The following is a 16,052-nucleotide window of genomic DNA, read 5'->3' as shown; positions in this document are numbered from 1 at the left end:
ATTCTGTTTGGCTTCTGGGTAGACCATCTGGGGCGACCCTAGATGTCGGACGCAGTTTCAGACCGAACCGCGCAACCAAGGTTTCGAGTCCCAGTTCGGCATTGAGATATGAGCAAGCGACGGGATGAACGGATGCAGCCCGCGCTTGCATCCGTTCACCGCGTCTTGGTCAGGCAAGCTCGGATAAGGTAGCTGGGTCGAACCCTTTCAATTCGGCATATTGGCCATTCTCAATTTTGGCGACCCAATTTGGATCGGTCAGCAGGGCGCGCCCCACGGCAATAAGGTCGAACTCATTGCGTTCCATGCGGTCGATTAAGCGATCGATGCTGGCTGTGGTTGCCCCCTTCCCGACAAAAGCGCTTGCAGTCACGTCGTTGTCGAGGCCCACCGAGCCGACAGCGATTGTCGCGGCACCCGTCACTTTCTTTGCCCAGCCCGCGCCGTTGAGGCCGTTCTCGCCATCAATTTCTGGGAATTCTGGCTCCCAGAAGCGACGCTGCGACATGTGAAGGACATCTACCCCTGCCTCAACCAGCGGCAGGAGCCAAGTCTCCATCTCTGCTGGTGTTTCTGCGAGACGCACGGTTAAATCTTGCTGCTTCCATTGACTGACGCGCAGAATGATCGGGAAATCAGGTCCCACCGCTTGGCGTACGGCGGAAACGATCTCGCGCGCAAAGCGCGAGCGCTCCTTAATCGTGGGCCCACCATACCGGTCGGTGCGCAGGTTCGTGCCCGACCAGAAGAATTGATCGATCAGATAGCCGTGCGCGCCATGGATTTCAACCGTGTCAAAGCCGAGCCGTTTGGCGTCTGCCGCCGCTTTGGCGAATGCGGCGACAGAATCGGCGATATCCTCCTCAGTCATCGCGACGCCGCGAGCCTCGCTTGGCGCGTTGAGGCCGGACGGGCTTTCCACCGGGGCGTCGGGCTCCCAATTATTGATGTAGCGAGTCGCTCCGGTGTGCCAGATCTGTGGCCCCATGCGACCACCAGCACCATGAACAGCGTCGATCACTTTTTTCCACCCTTTCAGCGCCGCTTCACCGTGGAAAAACGGAATCCCACCGTCGTTGCGGGAGGCCGGGCGATCAATCACCGTCCCTTCAGATAATAGCAGTCCCGCACGACCTTCTGCTCGGCGCCTGTAGTAGTCAGCATTTGCCGGCCCCGGCACGCCTTCTGGCGCAAACAAGCGGGTCATTGGCGCCATAACTATACGATTTTTCAGTTCAAGCGACCGAATGGTGAAAGGTCGAAACAGGCTGCTTGTATCGGGATTGGGCATTAATAGAACTCCGTTGCGTAAAACGGACTTCTAGGTATACGATGTAAATCTAGCGTCAATCAGGCACCTGAAGTCGCCTAGGTATATTGAAGGAAACCGACATGCTCGAACTTAAACCGCTCTGCTTCTCTTCCGAATGCCCGAGCCGGGCTCTATTCGATCAGATCGCTGACAAGTGGTCGATGATGGTGATTGCAGTTCTCAATGAGGGACCTCAGCGCTTCAACGCTATCCGCCGCCGTTTGCAAGGGGTGACGCAGAAGGCTCTCACTCAATGCCTTCGCCGCCTCGAGCGCAACGGTCTCGTGGCCAGAGAGGTGATTTCACTGTCTCCGGTCGCGGTTCAATACCACCTGACACCACTTGGTCACACATTGCGGGAACCCCTTCAGGAACTGCACAAATGGACGCTCGTAAAACTGCCGGAGGTCAACGCAGCGAGAGAGGCTTTCGACGCCGCTGATGGTGCGAAGAAGGGAGATCGTTCGCTGATTCAGCTACGCCTGTGACGAGAAACTGAGCGCGGAGCTTTTTCCGCCTCAGGCGACGGACCATCCACCGTCCACCAGCAGGTTGGCGCCGGTGATCAGGCTTGCAGCCGGCGATGCCAGGAAGACGACGGCGCCCACCACATCATCGGTTTCACCGATACGGCCGAGCGGAATGTGATCGAGCGTCGCTTTGCGATTGTCGGCATCGGATAGGAAAGGTGCTGTGCCATCGGTGTGGATGAAGGTCGGCGATACGGTGTTTACCGTGATATTATACGCGGCCCATTCGGCGGCAAGGCAGCGCGTCAGGTGATTGATTGCCGCCTTGCTCATGCAATAGATGGACTCGCCGCGCAGCGCCACGGTGCCGGCCTGCGAGCTGATGTTGATGATCCGGCCGCCCTTGCGCCTGATCATCTGACGCCCGACTGCCTGCGTCATCAGGAAGGTGCCCTTGATGTTGACATCGAGGATCTCGTCAAGGTCCTTCTCCTCGACGAGTTCCGCGAGATTGCCGGGAGCCACGCCGACATTGTTGATGAGCACGTCGATCCGGCCGAATGTCGCCAGTGCTGCATCGACGGCCTGTGCAATATGGGCCTTGTTGGGAATATCAAGTTCAACAGCGAGGACTTTTCTTCCCAGCCCCTCGAGTTCGGCAACCAGTCCCGCCGACGCTGCGACATCGCGCACCCCCAAGACAATATCGGAGCCCGTTGCGGCACAGGCAAGCGCGCAAGCCCGACCGATGCCACGGCTCGCTCCCGTCACCAAAGTCACCTTGCCCTCAAGGCTGAAGTCCGGCGCATTCTTCTGCATCATCGTGCCTCCCTCGATGACATCAATTTATGGCAGGGTCGGCGGGCGGATGCCAGATATTCCACGCAGGCTGAGGAGCCTCCCTTTTGGGCGCATGCGGTCTGCTTCGACTTCGGGCCGGATAGCCCCTCAAGCAGCCATACCGTTTTGGCGGCCTTGCTAGTTGCGGCGCTTCGATAGGTGTAGACTGGCGACACGATTGCATGGTCATGCAAGGCAACGATGATGGGCACCCCCGCGCTCGACCGAAAGCTGCTCGCGATCCTCGCGGCGGATATGGTCGGTTACTCCACGGCGATGGAAGCCGATGAGGCCGGCACCATCAAGCGGCTGAAGGCGATCCGCGCCGAGCTGATCCCGCCATCTCCGAGCGCCATGGCACCGTCATCAAGCTGATGGGCGACGGCGCGCTGGTCGCCTTCGACAGCGTGGTTGATGCGGTTGCCTGCGCCGCGGAGTTTCAGAAGGCCGTTGCGATGCGCAACGCCGAGCTGCCGGAGCCGGAGCGCATCATATTCCGCGTCGGCATCAATCTCGGCGATGTCGCCCTGGTGGATGGCGATGTCTATGGAGACGGGGTGAATGTCGCCGCGCGGCTGGAGCATCTGGCCGAGCCGGGCGGCGTGGTGGTGTCGGGCACCGCCTACGATCATCTCCAGGGCAAACTCGACTGGCCGCTCGATTTCGCCGGCGAACAGCAGGTCAGGAATATCAGCCGCCCGGTGCGGATGTATCGGCTGAGGCTCGACGGCAAACGGGCGCGTCGCCCGCTTCTCGCAACGGTGCCGCGCTGGGCCAAAACGGCCGCGGCGGCGGTCGTCGCGCTGGCTCTGGCAGGCGGCGCGGCCTGGTGGTTCCTCCAGCCGGAACCCCTGGTCGGCAAGCCGTCGGTGGCGGTGCTGCCCTTCGACAATTTTGGCGGTGATGAGGCGAGCGGGCGTCTGGCTGATGGCCTGACCGAGGACGTTATCACCGACCTCGCGCGGTTTCCCGAATTCGAGGTGGTGGCGCGCAATTCGACGGAAGTTTACAAAGGCAAGCCGGTGGATGCCCGCCAGATCGCAACCGCGCTCCATGTCGGCTTCGTCCTGGAAGGCTCTATCCAGCGGCAGAGCGGCCGGGTGCGGATCACGGCACAGTTGATCGACGCAAAAACCGGCCACCATCTTTGGTCGGAGAATTGGGACCGGCCCGCCGAGGACGTCTTCGCCGTTCAGACCGCAATCGCAGAGCAGGTCGCCAACCGCCTCGGCGGCGGCGTGGGGCTGATTCAACAGGCCGGCCGGGCCGCAGCCAAGCGCAAACGGCCTGAAAACCTCAATGCCTATGATTATTATCTGCTCGGCTCCGAGAAGATCGAAAAGCTCACCAAAGCCGATGACGAGGAGGCCATCACCTTTCTCAACCGCGCCGTCGCGCTGGATCCTGGGCTGGCGCGGGCGTGGGTGGAACTTTACCATGCCCATGATCTGATGGGCGTGTTCGGCGTCGATCCCGAGAGCCACCGCAAGGTGGCAGCCGATGTGGCCGAACGCGCGGTGCGGCTTGATCCAGGCGACGCCGAAGCCCATGCGGTGTTCGGCATGAGCCTTGCCAATAAGGGCGACATGGGCCGCGCCAAGTCCGAATTCGACACGGCCCTTCGTCTGGCGCCCGGTTCGTCCGAAATCCTGACCTTCTACAGCGGCTATGCCGCCCGCTTCAACGAACCGGAACGCGGTGCTCAAATGGTCGACAAGGTCATGCGGCTCGACCCGAACTACCCGATGTGGGCGTCCAACTTCTTCGCCCCTGCCTATTTCATGGCGGGGCGCTATCAGGACGCGGTGACGATGCTGGAGCGGATGACGCCGAACAATTACCAAAGGTGGACCTGGGTGATCCGCAGCAGCGCGCTAGCGGCACTGGGCCGAACCGACGAGGCCCATGCTTCAACCATGGAAGCTCTGAAGCAGCACCCCGAGGTGACCGTCGAGAGCATGATCAACGAACCCGGCCTCAGCACAATCGAGCGCAGCCGCTTCATGGAGACAATGCCGCTCGCCGGCTTCCCGCCATGCGCCAAGCCCGAGGCGCTGGCGAACCTCGCCAAACCTGTGCGGCTGCCGGAATGCGAGGCGGGGCAGGCGGAGCCTCCCGTGCAGCCATAGAACAGGCCTGCAAAGCGCGCGCCGCCGATCGCCCTTGCACCGGCCTGCGCAACCTCCCAGAGAGCCTCATCGTGAGGTGTCCCGCAGGGGCCTCGAAGGACGAGGCGGGTGTGCCGGCGTTGATCCATGCAAGAAGCAGCGTTGCGGCGCGCTTCGAGGCTTCGCCCTTTCGGGCTGCGCACCTCAGCATGAGGAACGTTGGAGGATGCCGCGCCCCCAATAACAGGCGCTTGAGATGCCATATGCAAATCACGGGGGTCGGAGAATGTGGCGCCGCAGTTCAAGAGAGCCTCATCCTGAGGCGCCCGCAGGGGCCTCGAAGGGCGAGGCGGGTGCGCCGACATCAAGCGCAGCAAAGGCATTGGAAGAACGTCGCGCCACCGATGAGAACGCACGACACCTCCTCTTCATTTGCCGGCTCGCAGCAAGCCCAGTCGTCGCCCGGCTTCGCAGCGGCCCATAATCTCACGGCTCGTTGCAACTTATGATAATTTCGAGTAGCCCAAAATTGCCGGGCCTTCAAATGGATGTGGAATGTCGAAGCTTAACATCTACAGATCGATATTGATTATTTGCCTTGCCGCCATCGTATATGTCTGGCCCTTGGCGGCTGTCATAATCGCTGGCTGGTGGAGCACGGCTCTAATCGGTGCTTGGGCGAAGAAAGTCGACCCCTCGCACGGAGAGAGTTCGCTCTCCAAGGTTCTAAATGGAGACTCTTTCGGAGCATTGTCAGCCTGGCTCGGCCTTTGGAATGGTTTCTACGTCTGGAAAGACCTAGATCACGACTACCATCGCCGAAACCGCGAGTGATCCCTGAAAGGCCGCTAAGGGCCGTCAGCGGTCATTGGCGAGCGAGGCTAGAGTAGGCGTGCACGACCAGCCGTCACCGCCTTGCCGGCGGCTTCACCGCCGCCCGCCGCTGCAGCGCGAAACGCGCCGCCGAGCAGTTGATGTCGGGAACGAGATCGTAGGTCTGCTGGTAGAGCGTCTGCGCCAGCGTGTTGTTGCCGCGGTTTTCCGAGGCAAGGGCTGCGAGCGCCGTGCGTTTATAGGCCTCGACGATCGGTTCGGCGGCCTTTGCCAGTGCGGCGTCGTCGGAGGGTTCGGCGGCCAGCGAAAGGGCGGCATAGGTCGCCTCGCCATCGCGGCCGACGCGGCCGCCGACCGCACCGTTGAAGCTTTGCTCGGAAACCTGGCGCATGCGCCTGGCATTCTTGATGCATGTCGGGATGCGGACGGCTTCCGCATTGATGCGCTCCGCTGTCGGGCCGCTCTCGGCGCTCTCGCCGCCGGAAAGGATCACGTAGCCGATGATGCCGACGATGGCGAGATAGGCCAGCCCCATGCCGGCGAGGAAGGCGGGCTGCTTGAAGAGCGGCTTTTTCGGCTTGGTGTCGCCCGCCTTGGCGGCTTCCTTCTTTGGCGCCTCCCTGGCGGGCGCCTTGACGACGAACTGGAATTCGACGTCCTTGCCGAGACGAAAACTGTCGCCGGCTTTGAGAGACGCCGTCTGCAGCAGCGCTTCGCCGCGCAGCATGATCGGGTTCAGCCCCATGCGGCGGATGATGAAACCGCCGTCGCTCTGCTTTTCGATGCGGGCATGGATCGGCGCCAGGAACGGATCGTCGACGACGATATCGGCATTGCCTGCCCGGCCGATCGACATCTCAGGCCGGTCCAGCACATGGCTGCGGCTCTGGCCGCCGGGGCCGGTCTGCAGAAGGCTTGGCTTGTTTCCGCGAAAGAAGGAGAAGACCATGATCAGAACATCCCACTCGACATCATCTCGACAATTGCCGGCGCCAGCACCAGAAGCAGGATCGACACGACGATCATCATCGCCGGCATGACGATCTTGGCCTTCAGCTTTTCACTGGCCCTGTCGGCCTTTTCCCAGCGGCGGAAGCGCAGGTCGCGCGCATGTTCGCGCAACAGCTCGACGCGGTTGCTGCCCTCGACCTCGCCCTGGATCACGGCGCGGATGACGCGCACCACCTCTTCGGCGGTCATACGCGCCTCCAGGCGCTGCAGCGCCTCGACCATGCCGGTGCCGAGCGCCACGTCCTTCAGCGTCTGGTCGATCTCCTCGCTCATCACGGTGCCGGGGGCGGCCTCGGCATAGAGCCTGAGGCTTTCCGGCAGCGTTGCCTGCGCCTGCTGCGTCATGACGACGAGATCGAGGAAATAGGGAAATTCGCGCGAAATGCGCTCCTTGCGATCCTGCATCTTGTCGTCGGCGACCACCCAGAAATAAATGGCGGGGATCAGGCCGAGGATCAGCCCGGCCACCAGCCCGCCGATGATGCTGCCGCTGGCAATGCCGAACAGCACGCCGAGCAGCACGAAGCCGAACAGGCTCATGACGACGAGAAGGGCGATATATTCGCGGCCCGTGACGCCGCCGAAAGGCCGGCCGCCATAGATCAGCTTCTGCTCGAGCTGCGCGCCGTAATCGGCAAGAACCGGCTCGAAATGGGCGAGCACGAATTCGACAGGCGTGCGCATGCCGATGCTGTCGACGATATTCGGCGGCGGGCCGTCGCCGCCGGCGGAGCGGCGCACCACCTGGATGCTGCCGAGCAGATCGCCGATCCACCAGACGAAGAGGGCGGCGGTGATGCCGGCAAGCACGACGGCGATCGGGGCAAGCGGGATGTGCGACATCATACCGACACCTTCATCATCGAGCGCATCCAGAAGAAGCCGGTGGCATAGAGAATGGCGCCGACGATGGCGATGACGATGCCGATGGCGTTGCCGAACACCTTGTCGATCAGCTCGGGCTGGCCGAAGAAGATCATCAGGATCATGAACAGCGCGCCGCCGTTGACGACGCGGAAATTCATCCGCGCCTGCGACGACGAGGTGGTGATCTTCTGATCGAGCTTCCAGATTTCCTTGAAGGATTTCGACATTTCCGTCAGCGGCTCGGAAATGTCGCCGCCCTGGCGGGCAAAGAGGCCGAGGGCGGCGTCGACCATCTTGAAGTGCAGGCTCGGCACGGTGCGGCCGTGGCGGTCGAGTGCCTCGACCAGGCCGATGCCGAGCTTCTGTTCGCGGGCGATGCGCTCGAATTCGCGCGAGGCCGGCATCTGGCCGGTATCGGCCACTGCATTGACGGCAACGGCGAGCGGCTTGCCGGTGCGCACCGCCGAGACGATCTGGTCGACGGCATAGGGAAGCTGCGATTCGATCTGCAGCCAGCGCCGCTGCAGGAAATAGCGGATCACCGCCTTGGGCAGGAAGAAGGCGACCGGGATCGCGACGACGATGCCGAAGATCGGCCCGAAGATCAGCGAGATGATTGCGAAGACGACGATCGCCGTGATGATGTAGGCGAGGATCATCGTATAGGGCGGCACGGCATCGCGCCCGAAGACCTGGGCCGCCTCGCTGGCGAGCGCGATATCGCGCTCGGTGGCGCGCAGCAGCGGCGCCGGCCAGCGCACCGGCGCGCCCCAGACGAGCAGCCCCGCCGTCACCGCGCCGAGGGCGACCGTAAAAATCTGCAGAATGCTGATATCCATGGCTTCCCCCTTAAAAACAAAAGTAGTTCTTCGCTTCCGCGAAACCTGAACCGCCTAGACGAACATATCGAGTTTTTCGATTTCGCCGTCTTCGCCGAACTCGACGAGTTCGGCGACGAAGCTCGGCAGATAGCCGGTGAAGGCATGCACCGCCTGGCCGCCGGCGCGGCCGACGAGATGGAAGATCGGCTCGACGATGACGAGGCCGGTATCGGGATCGATGCCGATCACCTCGGATATTTCGGTCACGGCGCGCCGCCCGCTTTCCAGGCGGTTGAGCTGCACGACGAGCTCGACGGCGGCAACGATCTGCTGGCGGATCGCCATCACAGGCAGCGAGCTCTGGCCCTGCAGCACCATCACCTCCAAGCGGGTCATCATGTCCTGTGGCGTGTTGGCATGCGCCGTCGTCATCGAGCCGGCATGACCGGTGTTCATCGCCTGCAGCATGTCGATCGCCTCCGCACCGCGACACTCGCCGACGATGATGCGGTCGGGGCGCATGCGCAGCGCATTGCGCACCAGGTCGCGGATGGTGACGCTGGTTTCGGATTCCGCCGTCTTCGGCCGCGATTGCAGATAGACGACATGGATGCCGTCGAGCTGCAGCTCGGACGTATCCTCGACGGCAACGACGCGCTCACCGATCGGAATGAATTGCGACAGGCTGTTCAAGAGCGTCGTCTTGCCGGAGCCGGTGCCGCCCGACACGACGATGTTCTTGCGGGCGCGCACCGCCGCCTCGAGGAAGGCCCGCATCGGTTCGCTGAGCGCCCCTGCTGTGACCAGCTTGCTGATGTCGAGCCGCGACTTGCCGCCGAATTTGCGGATGGTGAGGCAAGCGCCCTTGACCGCCAGCGGCGGAATGACAGCGTTGACGCGCGAACCATCCGGCATGCGGAAGTCGGCCATCGCCTCGCTCTCGTTGATCGAGCGGTTGGAATCGACGGCGATGCGCTCGATCACCTTCATCAGCTGCCGCTCGTTGGCGAAGGCGAAGGGATAGCGCTCCAGCAGGCCGAATTTTTCGACGTAGATCTCGTCGTAGCGCGTCACCATGATTTCCGAGATGACGTCGAGATCCATCAGTTCGGAGATCGTGCCCCAGCGATACATCAGCTCCTCGATGTTGGAGCGCAGATGCATATGGGCGATCTCGTAGCGGTCGCCGGCATTGAAGAGCGCCTGCCGGGACTGGAAGGCGGCGCTGAACCGCGTGTCGAGCTGGGCGAAGTCGGAACGGGTGGATTCGAAGTTCAGCTTCAATTGCAGCGCCGAGATCAGCGCCTTGCCGACGTCGAAGAGCCGGCGGTTGTCCTGCTCCTCGCGCGCGAGGCTCGCCGCATTCGACGAGGCGTCGCGCCGGCCGGTGCGGGCGATGCGTTTGGCGAGCCACCGGTACACGGCGTTCTTGATGACGAGGATGACGAGATCTTGTGGTGCGCTGTCCAGCGCCTCCTTGATGAACATGTCGAGCCGCTCGCGAATGCGGTTTCGCGTATCCTCGCGGCCGAAATCGGAAGATTTCACCAGCCGGTCATATTGCGTGTCTTTTAGCAGTCGCTCGTGGATCTCCATCTGCAAGGCGAGCACGCGTTCCTGATCGGGAAACTGCGTCACCGCTTCTTGAGCCGCGGCCGGTTCGACCAGCTCGATCGTGACGTTCGGCACCCAGATCGACATGCCGGCCGAGACCGCCACCGGCGTCCCGGCCCTGAGCGGCTGGTCGTCGACCCGCGTCGGATTGCGGCCATGATGTTGCACCGACCAGCCCTGGCCGGATTTGCGCAGCACGAATTGCGGCGAAGAGACGTGGCTGCCGCGCAGCCGCACGACCCCGGCGCCGGCGGGCAGCGTCAGCGTGCTGCTTTCGCCGACGAAATAGGTCTCGTTCGAAGAAAGCGGGATCACCTCCCGCCCGCTGCCGTCCTCATAGGAAATCTTCAACAGCATGGCTCATTCCCCCGCAACGCTCACATGCGCGTCCAGTTGATGCTCGGCAGGTCCTCGACGGTATTGTCGGCCGGATTGCGCAGCACGAGGTTGAGGCTGCCGTTCGATTGCCCAAGCGCAAAGATCAGCATCTCGGCTTCCGCCGGCGTCACTTCGACGGTCACGTTGTTGTAAGTGCTGTTGGCCTTGGTGACGGCGCCTTCCGCCGTCGTCGCCGCGCCGACGGCCAGCACTTTGACATTCTGCAGGAAGGTGCGGGTGACGACGCGGGTGCGCGAGCTGATGCCGAGCTTATAATCCTGCGCCTGCTTGCGGTAGGCGTTGACATCATTCTCGTCGGCGCCCGGATATTGGGTCAGATAGTTCTTCAGCATCTGCTCGACCGGCGAGGGCGGCTGGGCCGGAGCCTGCGGCTGCCCGGCCGTAGCAGGCGCTTGGCCCGGAACGGCAGGTGCCTGGCCGAGGGTTCCCGGCTGGGCCGCGGCGGCCGGTGCCACCGGCTCGACCGGCTCATCGACCGTGCCGAGAATATCGACATAGCTGCCCGGCTCGACGAAGTGGCCGACGGCGGCGGCGGCGTTGACGGGCAGGGTCAGCGCCCGCTTTCCGGGCGCGATCATCGTCGTCAGGCGCCCGCCGTCATTGTCGTCGAAATACTGGAAGAGCAGCACCGAGCCGGCCGGAATGTCGGCGGCAGCCGTCCGATCCTTCAGCCATTCCCGGTAGGCGCTCGCCGCCGGCACGGCGAGTTTGGCGAGCGCCCCGAAACTTTCAGGCAGCATGACCGGTTCGGCGAGCATATCGGGCGTGATCGCCTGACCGCGCGTCACCTTCCTGTCGGGCTGGAGCCGCATGAAGGCATAGGCCACCTGCTCGTTCTTGACACTCTCGGTCCAGAAGTAGAGCAGAACGCCGGTGATCAGCCCGACGATGACGGCCGCGATGAGCTTCCAGTTCATGGTGTTATTCCTTCGACGAAGGGTTGCCTGATTTGAATGACCTCGACGGTCCGGCCGTCGGCCTTGCTGCTGGTGTAGAGAACATTGGCCTCGACGCTGCCGCGCCGGCCGTAGAGCGCGGTGACCCCGCCCCTCTGCGCCGGCTGTGTCTCGATGGTGAAACCGTCACGGGCGAGAAGATCGGCGCGCGCATCGGCCCAACGCACGGCCGACAGAGAGCCTTTGGAGACGACCGTGCGTGAGGTATGGCCCTTGTCGCGGTCGCCGATATCGCTCAGCACCTCGACGCCGGCCGGCGGACGCAGCGACGGCGGCAGCTTGCCGGCATCGGCAGGCGCTGCAAAGGCCGGCAGCGACGACGCCACGTCCTCGAAGCGGGTCATCAGCACCTCGGTCACCGGTGCATCGGCGGGGCGGCGAATCATGATCGAGACGCCGGGGATCGGCGCTCTCGCCAAAGGATTTGCCGGGTCCTGCCGTCTGAGATAATCGAGCGCCGCCTCGCCATCGCCGTCGAAGAAACGAACCACCACGGCAAGGTCGTCGCGGATGCGGCTTACCTTCGGGACGATCAGCATGTTGGCGGCGATGACCGCGGTCAGTTCCTGCCTGTCATTGCTTTTCGGCAGGGCAGGGCGGGTATTGACGGCCAGCACCCGCAGCCATTCGTCGGTGATGTCGGAAATGCTGCGATCGCTCTGGTAGGGCGTGAATTCCAGCGGCTGGCCGTTGATGACGAGATCGCGCGGCGAACGTTCCGGCGCGCCGACAATGCCGGCCAGCATCGAATTCAGCGTCGCCCGGAAATCCTTGTAGACCTCGGCGCGGCCGGGTGTGGCGGCAACGGCAAGCCCGACGGCCAACGCCATGCTGAGCAGATGAACGGAGATACGCGCGCCCTGTCTCATCTCACTTCGCTCCCGGAAAGACGCCGTCGAACAGATCGCCGGAATCGTCGGCCACATCGCGGATTTCCCGGCGCAGCGTCGGATCGTAGCCGCGGCGCGTCGTGTCGTTGTTGTGCGAGGCAAACAGCGTTGCATCATCGACCGTGAAGGCGTCCTTCCAGCGGATGCTCCTGATCGTATCGAGATCGTCGGAATCCCTGAACTTGTAGACCCGGTCGGCCGTTGCGGTGACCAGTTGCGGCTTTTCATTGGCGAGGTCGCCGACCATATCGCCGAAATCGCGGCCGTCGCTCTTCAGCGTGTTCTGCACGTCGTCCCAGACGAAGGTGCGCTGCGGGTCGCCGCCGCCTTCATGCGAGGGTGCGCGCGAGCAGCTCATGGCATCGCGCCCGGGCAGCGCCGGCAAGGCCGGAAGCGGGAAGACATTTGAGAAATCCGAGGTGCAGTCCAGCCCGTTCGCCTCGGCGAAGGCGGCGTTCCGCATGGCCAGCATGGTCCCGACCTTCTTGGTGGAAATCCTGTTGGCATGGATCATGAAGATCACGATCAGCAGAATGACCGGTGCGGCGAGCACGAATTCGATCGAGGCCAGGCCGCGGCTGTCGCGGTGCAGCCGCATCATCAGGCCACCGGCCGGCGCGCCGCCGGTCGTCTCAGTGTGTGTTGACGGCAGCCCAGGCATTGGCTCCTCCCTGGTCGAAGACGCGGGTCAGGCCGGTGAAGCTGTCGGCGGCCGGGCTCTGCTTGATGGTGTTCGAAACCTCGCCGGTATCGTCGGCGAGCGTGGCAGGCGCCAGCGATGCCAGCCAGTCCTGCGTGTAGAGATCGAAGGCCGTATAGTTGTGGACCCAGCTCTGCGCCAAAGCATAGGCGGAGGGCGTCTTGTCCTTGAAAATGCGGATCTGCAGCCGGGCCCGCGGCGCGCGCGAAACGATCGCCAGCGTCTGATAGTCGTCGAGTTGCTCGCCGCCGAAGGGCGTGAAGTTGAAGGGGATGCGCCCCTTCAGCCAGTAGGGCTTCGGGAAGGAGATCACGGGCAGGGGAGCACCTGCCACCGAGATCGCGCCGCCGGCCGGGCCGCAGACCTGGTTCCAGATCATGTCGAACTTGCGGGTGAAATCGTTCTCGTCCTTCGTCTGCTTATCGGAATAGCGCGGCGGCACGTCGATCGGCAGCTGGAAAGGGTTCACGACGCCGAATTCGAGGCCGAAGAACTCCTCTGCAACGAAGAAGCTGGCATCGAGCGTGAGTTCCTCCCACCAGCTCAGATCGGCATATTGCTCGATGATCGCCTTGAACGGGATCTTGCTCAGATAGGCCGGGCCGAAGGCTTCATAGAAGATGTAGAAGTTCACCAGCGCATCGTCGATGCCGCTTTCGTGGTTGACGAAGTCGCGGATATGGCTGCCGTCGACGCCGCCGGCCGTCAACGGACCCTTGCCGTTGGGGAAGCCGCGATTGGCAAACTCGCCGCGCATCAGGAACGGGTCCTGTCCCTCCGTGCCCCGGCTCATCGCCAGGCACATTTCGGCATAGGCCGCAGCGGGATTGATGCCGTCGCGATCGACCGGCAGGTTGCCGCCCGCACCTTCTCCGGCGTCGTTGCAGGATTCGCATGGCGGATGGAAGACGACATGGTCCGACTTGTTCATGCGCACCAGATGCAGGGCCTCATTGCCGACCCGCTGCGGAAAGCTTTCGACGAGGTAGTCGTTGAGATCGTTCATGCCGTCGATGATGTCGCTGGATTTCACGATGAGGCCCCAGGGATCATAATCGATCTGTGCTTTTACCGTGTAGGCAATGGCAATGGTGGCTTCCGTCGCCCGGAACCCCTGGAACGCCAGGCAAGCGCCGTAGATGATGCCGCCGACAATCGGAACCTTCTGCCAGCCCGGGCAATAGGGCATCGGCGGCATCGGCGGCAGCAGGGACGCCGGTCCGAAGCCTTCGGTGAAGGAGTATTCGGCAAGTTTCGCGAGAATGGCGGTCGAGCGCAGGGCCAGTTCCGCCGTGGTGAGCTGGAAGGCGACCGAGGTCGCCATGACGACGGTTGCCTGCGAGGAGGCGACATTGTTCATCGCCATGATGTTGAGATAGCGCGCTTCCCAGTCGGCATGGACGAGCGCGGCGGCGTCGGCCGTGTCCTGCGTGCGCTGCTTGTCGTAGATCATCTGTCCGGTATTCAGGATCCAGACGATCATCAGGGCGAGCGCGATCGTCATGTAGAGAATGATCGGCGACAGGAAGCCGCGTTCGTCGCGGTGCAGGCGTTTGATGAGGGTCGGTGTCATAGCAGGTTCACCTCCGCCTTCGAGATCGTGTAGTAGCGGCCGTCTTTCCTCTGGCCGCGGGCAAAGACCCAGCCGGCATATTCGAGCAGCAGGAAGCGCGCTTCGACCTTGGCGGTCACCGGCACATGCGGCGAGCGATTGATGGCGGCATAGAGCGCCATCGGCGCGCGGTCGACGGTGACGGTGACGTTCTGCGGGTCGAACATGTAGCGGGCCTGGTTGCGCATCGCCCGCCAGTTCTTCGAAAGCCCGGAAGCATCGGCAAGGGCCTTCAGCGCCTCTTCCGGCGGCTGGCAGGCGCCGACGCATTTCAACTGGTCGTAGGGGGCGGCCGGGATCAGCGCCAGGCGGGCGGCAAGATCGGCCTTGCCGGGAGCAGCATCGTCATCGCAGGTCTTGGCGTCGATGAAGCTGCGGATGGTGATCGGCAGGGCCGGGCAGAAATAGACGCGGGCGCTGCGGGCCGCCGCATAGGCGGCATAATGGGTGAAGAGGTGATTTTTTGCCAGGATTGCGAACTGGAAGACCACGAACATGAAGAAGACGAAGACCGGCGTGATGAGCACGAAATCCATCATCGTCGTGCTGCCGGAGATATCGCCATGCAGCTCCGATATCCGGCGCCGGCGGGCGGAAAGCCGCGGCAACAGCAGCATCGAGGCAAGCAAAATCATGGCGATCGCAAAGGTGCCGAAGAGCGCGCCGTGATCCTCAGGGATCCAGAAGGTCCGTGAGTGCAGGATCGAACTCCAGAAGGCACCGTCGAAGAGGGGGCGTTCGAGTTCAGCGCGCATTGCCGTTACCTCACGAGTGAAAGAGGGGTGAAATCGGGCATGAACAGGCACCAGAGAAGTCCGAGAGCGGCGGCAACGCCGAAGCGGACGGTATGATGTGTCTCGCGCGGCTTCAGCACCGAGGCGGCATCGCGGAAACCGGCAGGCAGCAGCAGGGCAAACAATCCGACGTTCCGGGCCAGTACGCTCCACTGAACGCGCAGCGCCATCGAGAAAACGGCGATCACACCGCCAACCATCAGCGATGCGAGCGTCACGTCGATGGCGGGCCAGAGGCCGAGAATGGCGCCGAGCGCCGCCATCAGCTTGACATCGCCGCCGCCGCAGCTTCCGGCTGCGAAGGCGATGATGAAGATCATGCCGGCCGCAAGGAGGCCGGCAAAGGCAAGGCCGATCCCTGCCAGACCACCGTTGACTGCCGCCAGCATGAAACCGGCAAGCAGGCAGGGATAGGTCACGGCGTTCGGGATGTGACCCTGGCGGTGATCGAGCACCGCCGCGGTCGTGGCGCAGGCGACGGCAAGAGCCGCCGCTGCAGGCATCAGGGTCAGATCGTAGGTCATATCCATGACACGGGACCCGCTTATTGACCCGGCTCGGGAATTCTCTCGGCATCCGAGAGCGCCGTGTTCTTTTCGTTGAACCATTCGCCGATCTGTTTGCCGAATGCGAGCAGGAGCAGCATCAGCGGAATGACGATCAGGGCGACGGCAAGGACGATCTGGGCCATGTCGCCGCGTTCGTCCTGGTGAAGTGCAATTGCGAGAGTCTTGAGTTTTCCAAACATCTGCGTATTCCTCGTTCCTAGGTTTGTTTCGGATCGAAGACCTGAGAGAAGATTACCAAGCATACGGTATCGATCC

The 16,052-nt window shown here is 62.9% G+C and carries 14 protein-coding genes and 1 pseudogene; 2 read left to right on the top strand and 13 right to left on the bottom strand.

Annotated elements, in window-relative coordinates; genetic code table 11:
- Positions 1 to 169: 169 nt before the first annotated feature.
- A complete protein-coding gene (locus RHEC894_RS28695) occupies positions 170 to 1,291 on the bottom strand; it encodes an NADH:flavin oxidoreductase (RefSeq protein WP_085740074.1) in 1,122 nt (373 codons plus the stop codon).
- Positions 1,292 to 1,392: 101 nt separating this feature from the next.
- Between RHEC894_RS28695 and RHEC894_RS28690 the strand changes: the two genes are divergently transcribed.
- Positions 1,393 to 1,800, top strand: a complete 408-nt coding sequence (locus tag RHEC894_RS28690; protein WP_085740073.1) for a helix-turn-helix domain-containing protein — start codon at positions 1,393 to 1,395, stop codon at positions 1,798 to 1,800.
- Positions 1,801 to 1,830: 30 nt separating this feature from the next.
- Here RHEC894_RS28690 and RHEC894_RS28685 read toward each other — a convergent pair whose 3' ends face one another.
- Positions 1,831 to 2,601, bottom strand: coding sequence for a glucose 1-dehydrogenase (locus tag RHEC894_RS28685; protein WP_085740151.1), 771 nt, complete (start codon positions 2,599 to 2,601; stop codon positions 1,831 to 1,833).
- A 225-nt stretch (positions 2,602 to 2,826) separates the two neighbouring features.
- On the opposite strand from RHEC894_RS28685, the pseudogene RHEC894_RS28680 reads away from it, so the two are divergent.
- Positions 2,827 to 4,751 (top strand): annotated as a pseudogene (locus RHEC894_RS28680) (adenylate/guanylate cyclase domain-containing protein).
- 886 nt (positions 4,752 to 5,637) lie between these two features.
- On the opposite strand, the gene RHEC894_RS28670 reads toward RHEC894_RS28680, so the two are convergent.
- Genes RHEC894_RS28670 through RHEC894_RS28620 form a run of 11 tightly spaced genes read right to left on the bottom strand, consistent with a single transcriptional unit; the run spans position 5,638 to position 15,976 of the window.
- Positions 5,638 to 6,513: an FHA domain-containing protein gene (locus RHEC894_RS28670; protein WP_085740071.1), complete on the bottom strand. Its 876-nt coding sequence runs from the start codon at positions 6,511 to 6,513 to the stop codon at positions 5,638 to 5,640.
- A gap of 2 nt (positions 6,514 to 6,515) precedes the next feature.
- Entirely contained in the window at positions 6,516 to 7,421 is a 906-nt protein-coding gene (locus RHEC894_RS28665) for a type II secretion system F family protein (protein ID WP_085740070.1), read from the bottom strand.
- Positions 7,418 to 8,281, bottom strand: a complete 864-nt coding sequence (locus RHEC894_RS28660; RefSeq protein WP_085740069.1) for a type II secretion system F family protein — start codon at positions 8,279 to 8,281, stop codon at positions 7,418 to 7,420. The genes RHEC894_RS28665 and RHEC894_RS28660 overlap by 4 nt, the downstream gene beginning before the upstream one ends.
- 54 nt (positions 8,282 to 8,335) lie before the next feature.
- Positions 8,336 to 10,234, bottom strand: a complete 1,899-nt coding sequence (locus RHEC894_RS28655) for an ATPase, T2SS/T4P/T4SS family (RefSeq protein ID WP_085740068.1) — start codon at positions 10,232 to 10,234, stop codon at positions 8,336 to 8,338.
- Positions 10,235 to 10,254: 20 nt separating this feature from the next.
- The gene (locus RHEC894_RS28650; protein ID WP_085740067.1) at positions 10,255 to 11,193 is read right to left on the bottom strand and encodes an RcpC/CpaB family pilus assembly protein; all 939 of its coding nucleotides are present in this window, start codon (positions 11,191 to 11,193) and stop codon (positions 10,255 to 10,257) included.
- Complete coding sequence (locus RHEC894_RS28645) at positions 11,190 to 12,101, bottom strand: hypothetical protein (protein WP_085740066.1); 912 nt, start codon at positions 12,099 to 12,101, stop codon at positions 11,190 to 11,192. The genes RHEC894_RS28650 and RHEC894_RS28645 overlap by 4 nt, the downstream gene beginning before the upstream one ends.
- Position 12,102: 1 nt before the next feature.
- Complete coding sequence (locus RHEC894_RS28640; RefSeq protein ID WP_085740065.1) at positions 12,103 to 12,783, bottom strand: TadE family protein; 681 nt, start codon at positions 12,781 to 12,783, stop codon at positions 12,103 to 12,105.
- Positions 12,755 to 14,395, bottom strand: a complete 1,641-nt coding sequence (locus tag RHEC894_RS28635) for a Tad domain-containing protein (RefSeq protein WP_085740064.1) — start codon at positions 14,393 to 14,395, stop codon at positions 12,755 to 12,757. The genes RHEC894_RS28640 and RHEC894_RS28635 overlap by 29 nt, the downstream gene beginning before the upstream one ends.
- On the bottom strand, positions 14,392 to 15,189 hold the full coding sequence (locus RHEC894_RS28630) for a TadE/TadG family type IV pilus assembly protein (RefSeq protein ID WP_085740063.1): 798 nt from the start codon (positions 15,187 to 15,189) through the stop codon (positions 14,392 to 14,394). Before RHEC894_RS28630 ends, RHEC894_RS28635 begins: the two co-directional genes overlap by 4 nt.
- A 5-nt stretch (positions 15,190 to 15,194) precedes the next feature.
- A complete protein-coding gene (locus tag RHEC894_RS28625) occupies positions 15,195 to 15,758 on the bottom strand; it encodes a prepilin peptidase (protein ID WP_049735002.1) in 564 nt (187 codons plus the stop codon).
- Between the two features lie 14 nt (positions 15,759 to 15,772).
- Complete coding sequence (locus RHEC894_RS28620; RefSeq protein WP_003563674.1) at positions 15,773 to 15,976, bottom strand: hypothetical protein; 204 nt, start codon at positions 15,974 to 15,976, stop codon at positions 15,773 to 15,775.
- Between the last annotated feature and the right edge of the window lie 76 nt (positions 15,977 to 16,052).

This window comes from Rhizobium sp. CIAT894 (assembly GCF_000172795.2).
Taxonomy (GTDB): Bacteria; Pseudomonadota; Alphaproteobacteria; order Rhizobiales; family Rhizobiaceae; genus Rhizobium.
This window is presented reverse-complemented; position numbering and strand designations above follow the sequence as displayed.

Coding starts and splice junctions, on each gene's coding strand:
- RHEC894_RS28670 (WP_085740071.1), bottom strand. CDS start 6,513: ATGGTCTTCTCCTTCTTTCGCGGAAACAAGCCAAGCCTTCTGCAGACC.
- RHEC894_RS28695 (WP_085740074.1), bottom strand. CDS start 1,291: ATGCCCAATCCCGATACAAGCAGCCTGTTTCGACCTTTCACCATTCGG.
- RHEC894_RS28650 (WP_085740067.1), bottom strand. CDS start 11,193: ATGAACTGGAAGCTCATCGCGGCCGTCATCGTCGGGCTGATCACCGGC.
- RHEC894_RS28655 (WP_085740068.1), bottom strand. CDS start 10,234: ATGCTGTTGAAGATTTCCTATGAGGACGGCAGCGGGCGGGAGGTGATC.
- RHEC894_RS28665 (WP_085740070.1), bottom strand. CDS start 7,421: ATGATGTCGCACATCCCGCTTGCCCCGATCGCCGTCGTGCTTGCCGGC.
- RHEC894_RS28640 (WP_085740065.1), bottom strand. CDS start 12,783: ATGCCTGGGCTGCCGTCAACACACACTGAGACGACCGGCGGCGCGCCG.
- RHEC894_RS28630 (WP_085740063.1), bottom strand. CDS start 15,189: ATGCGCGCTGAACTCGAACGCCCCCTCTTCGACGGTGCCTTCTGGAGT.
- RHEC894_RS28685 (WP_085740151.1), bottom strand. CDS start 2,601: ATGCAGAAGAATGCGCCGGACTTCAGCCTTGAGGGCAAGGTGACTTTG.
- RHEC894_RS28690 (WP_085740073.1), top strand. CDS start 1,393: ATGCTCGAACTTAAACCGCTCTGCTTCTCTTCCGAATGCCCGAGCCGG.
- RHEC894_RS28625 (WP_049735002.1), bottom strand. CDS start 15,758: ATGGATATGACCTACGATCTGACCCTGATGCCTGCAGCGGCGGCTCTT.
- RHEC894_RS28660 (WP_085740069.1), bottom strand. CDS start 8,281: ATGGATATCAGCATTCTGCAGATTTTTACGGTCGCCCTCGGCGCGGTG.
- RHEC894_RS28620 (WP_003563674.1), bottom strand. CDS start 15,976: ATGTTTGGAAAACTCAAGACTCTCGCAATTGCACTTCACCAGGACGAA.
- RHEC894_RS28645 (WP_085740066.1), bottom strand. CDS start 12,101: ATGAGACAGGGCGCGCGTATCTCCGTTCATCTGCTCAGCATGGCGTTG.
- RHEC894_RS28635 (WP_085740064.1), bottom strand. CDS start 14,395: ATGACACCGACCCTCATCAAACGCCTGCACCGCGACGAACGCGGCTTC.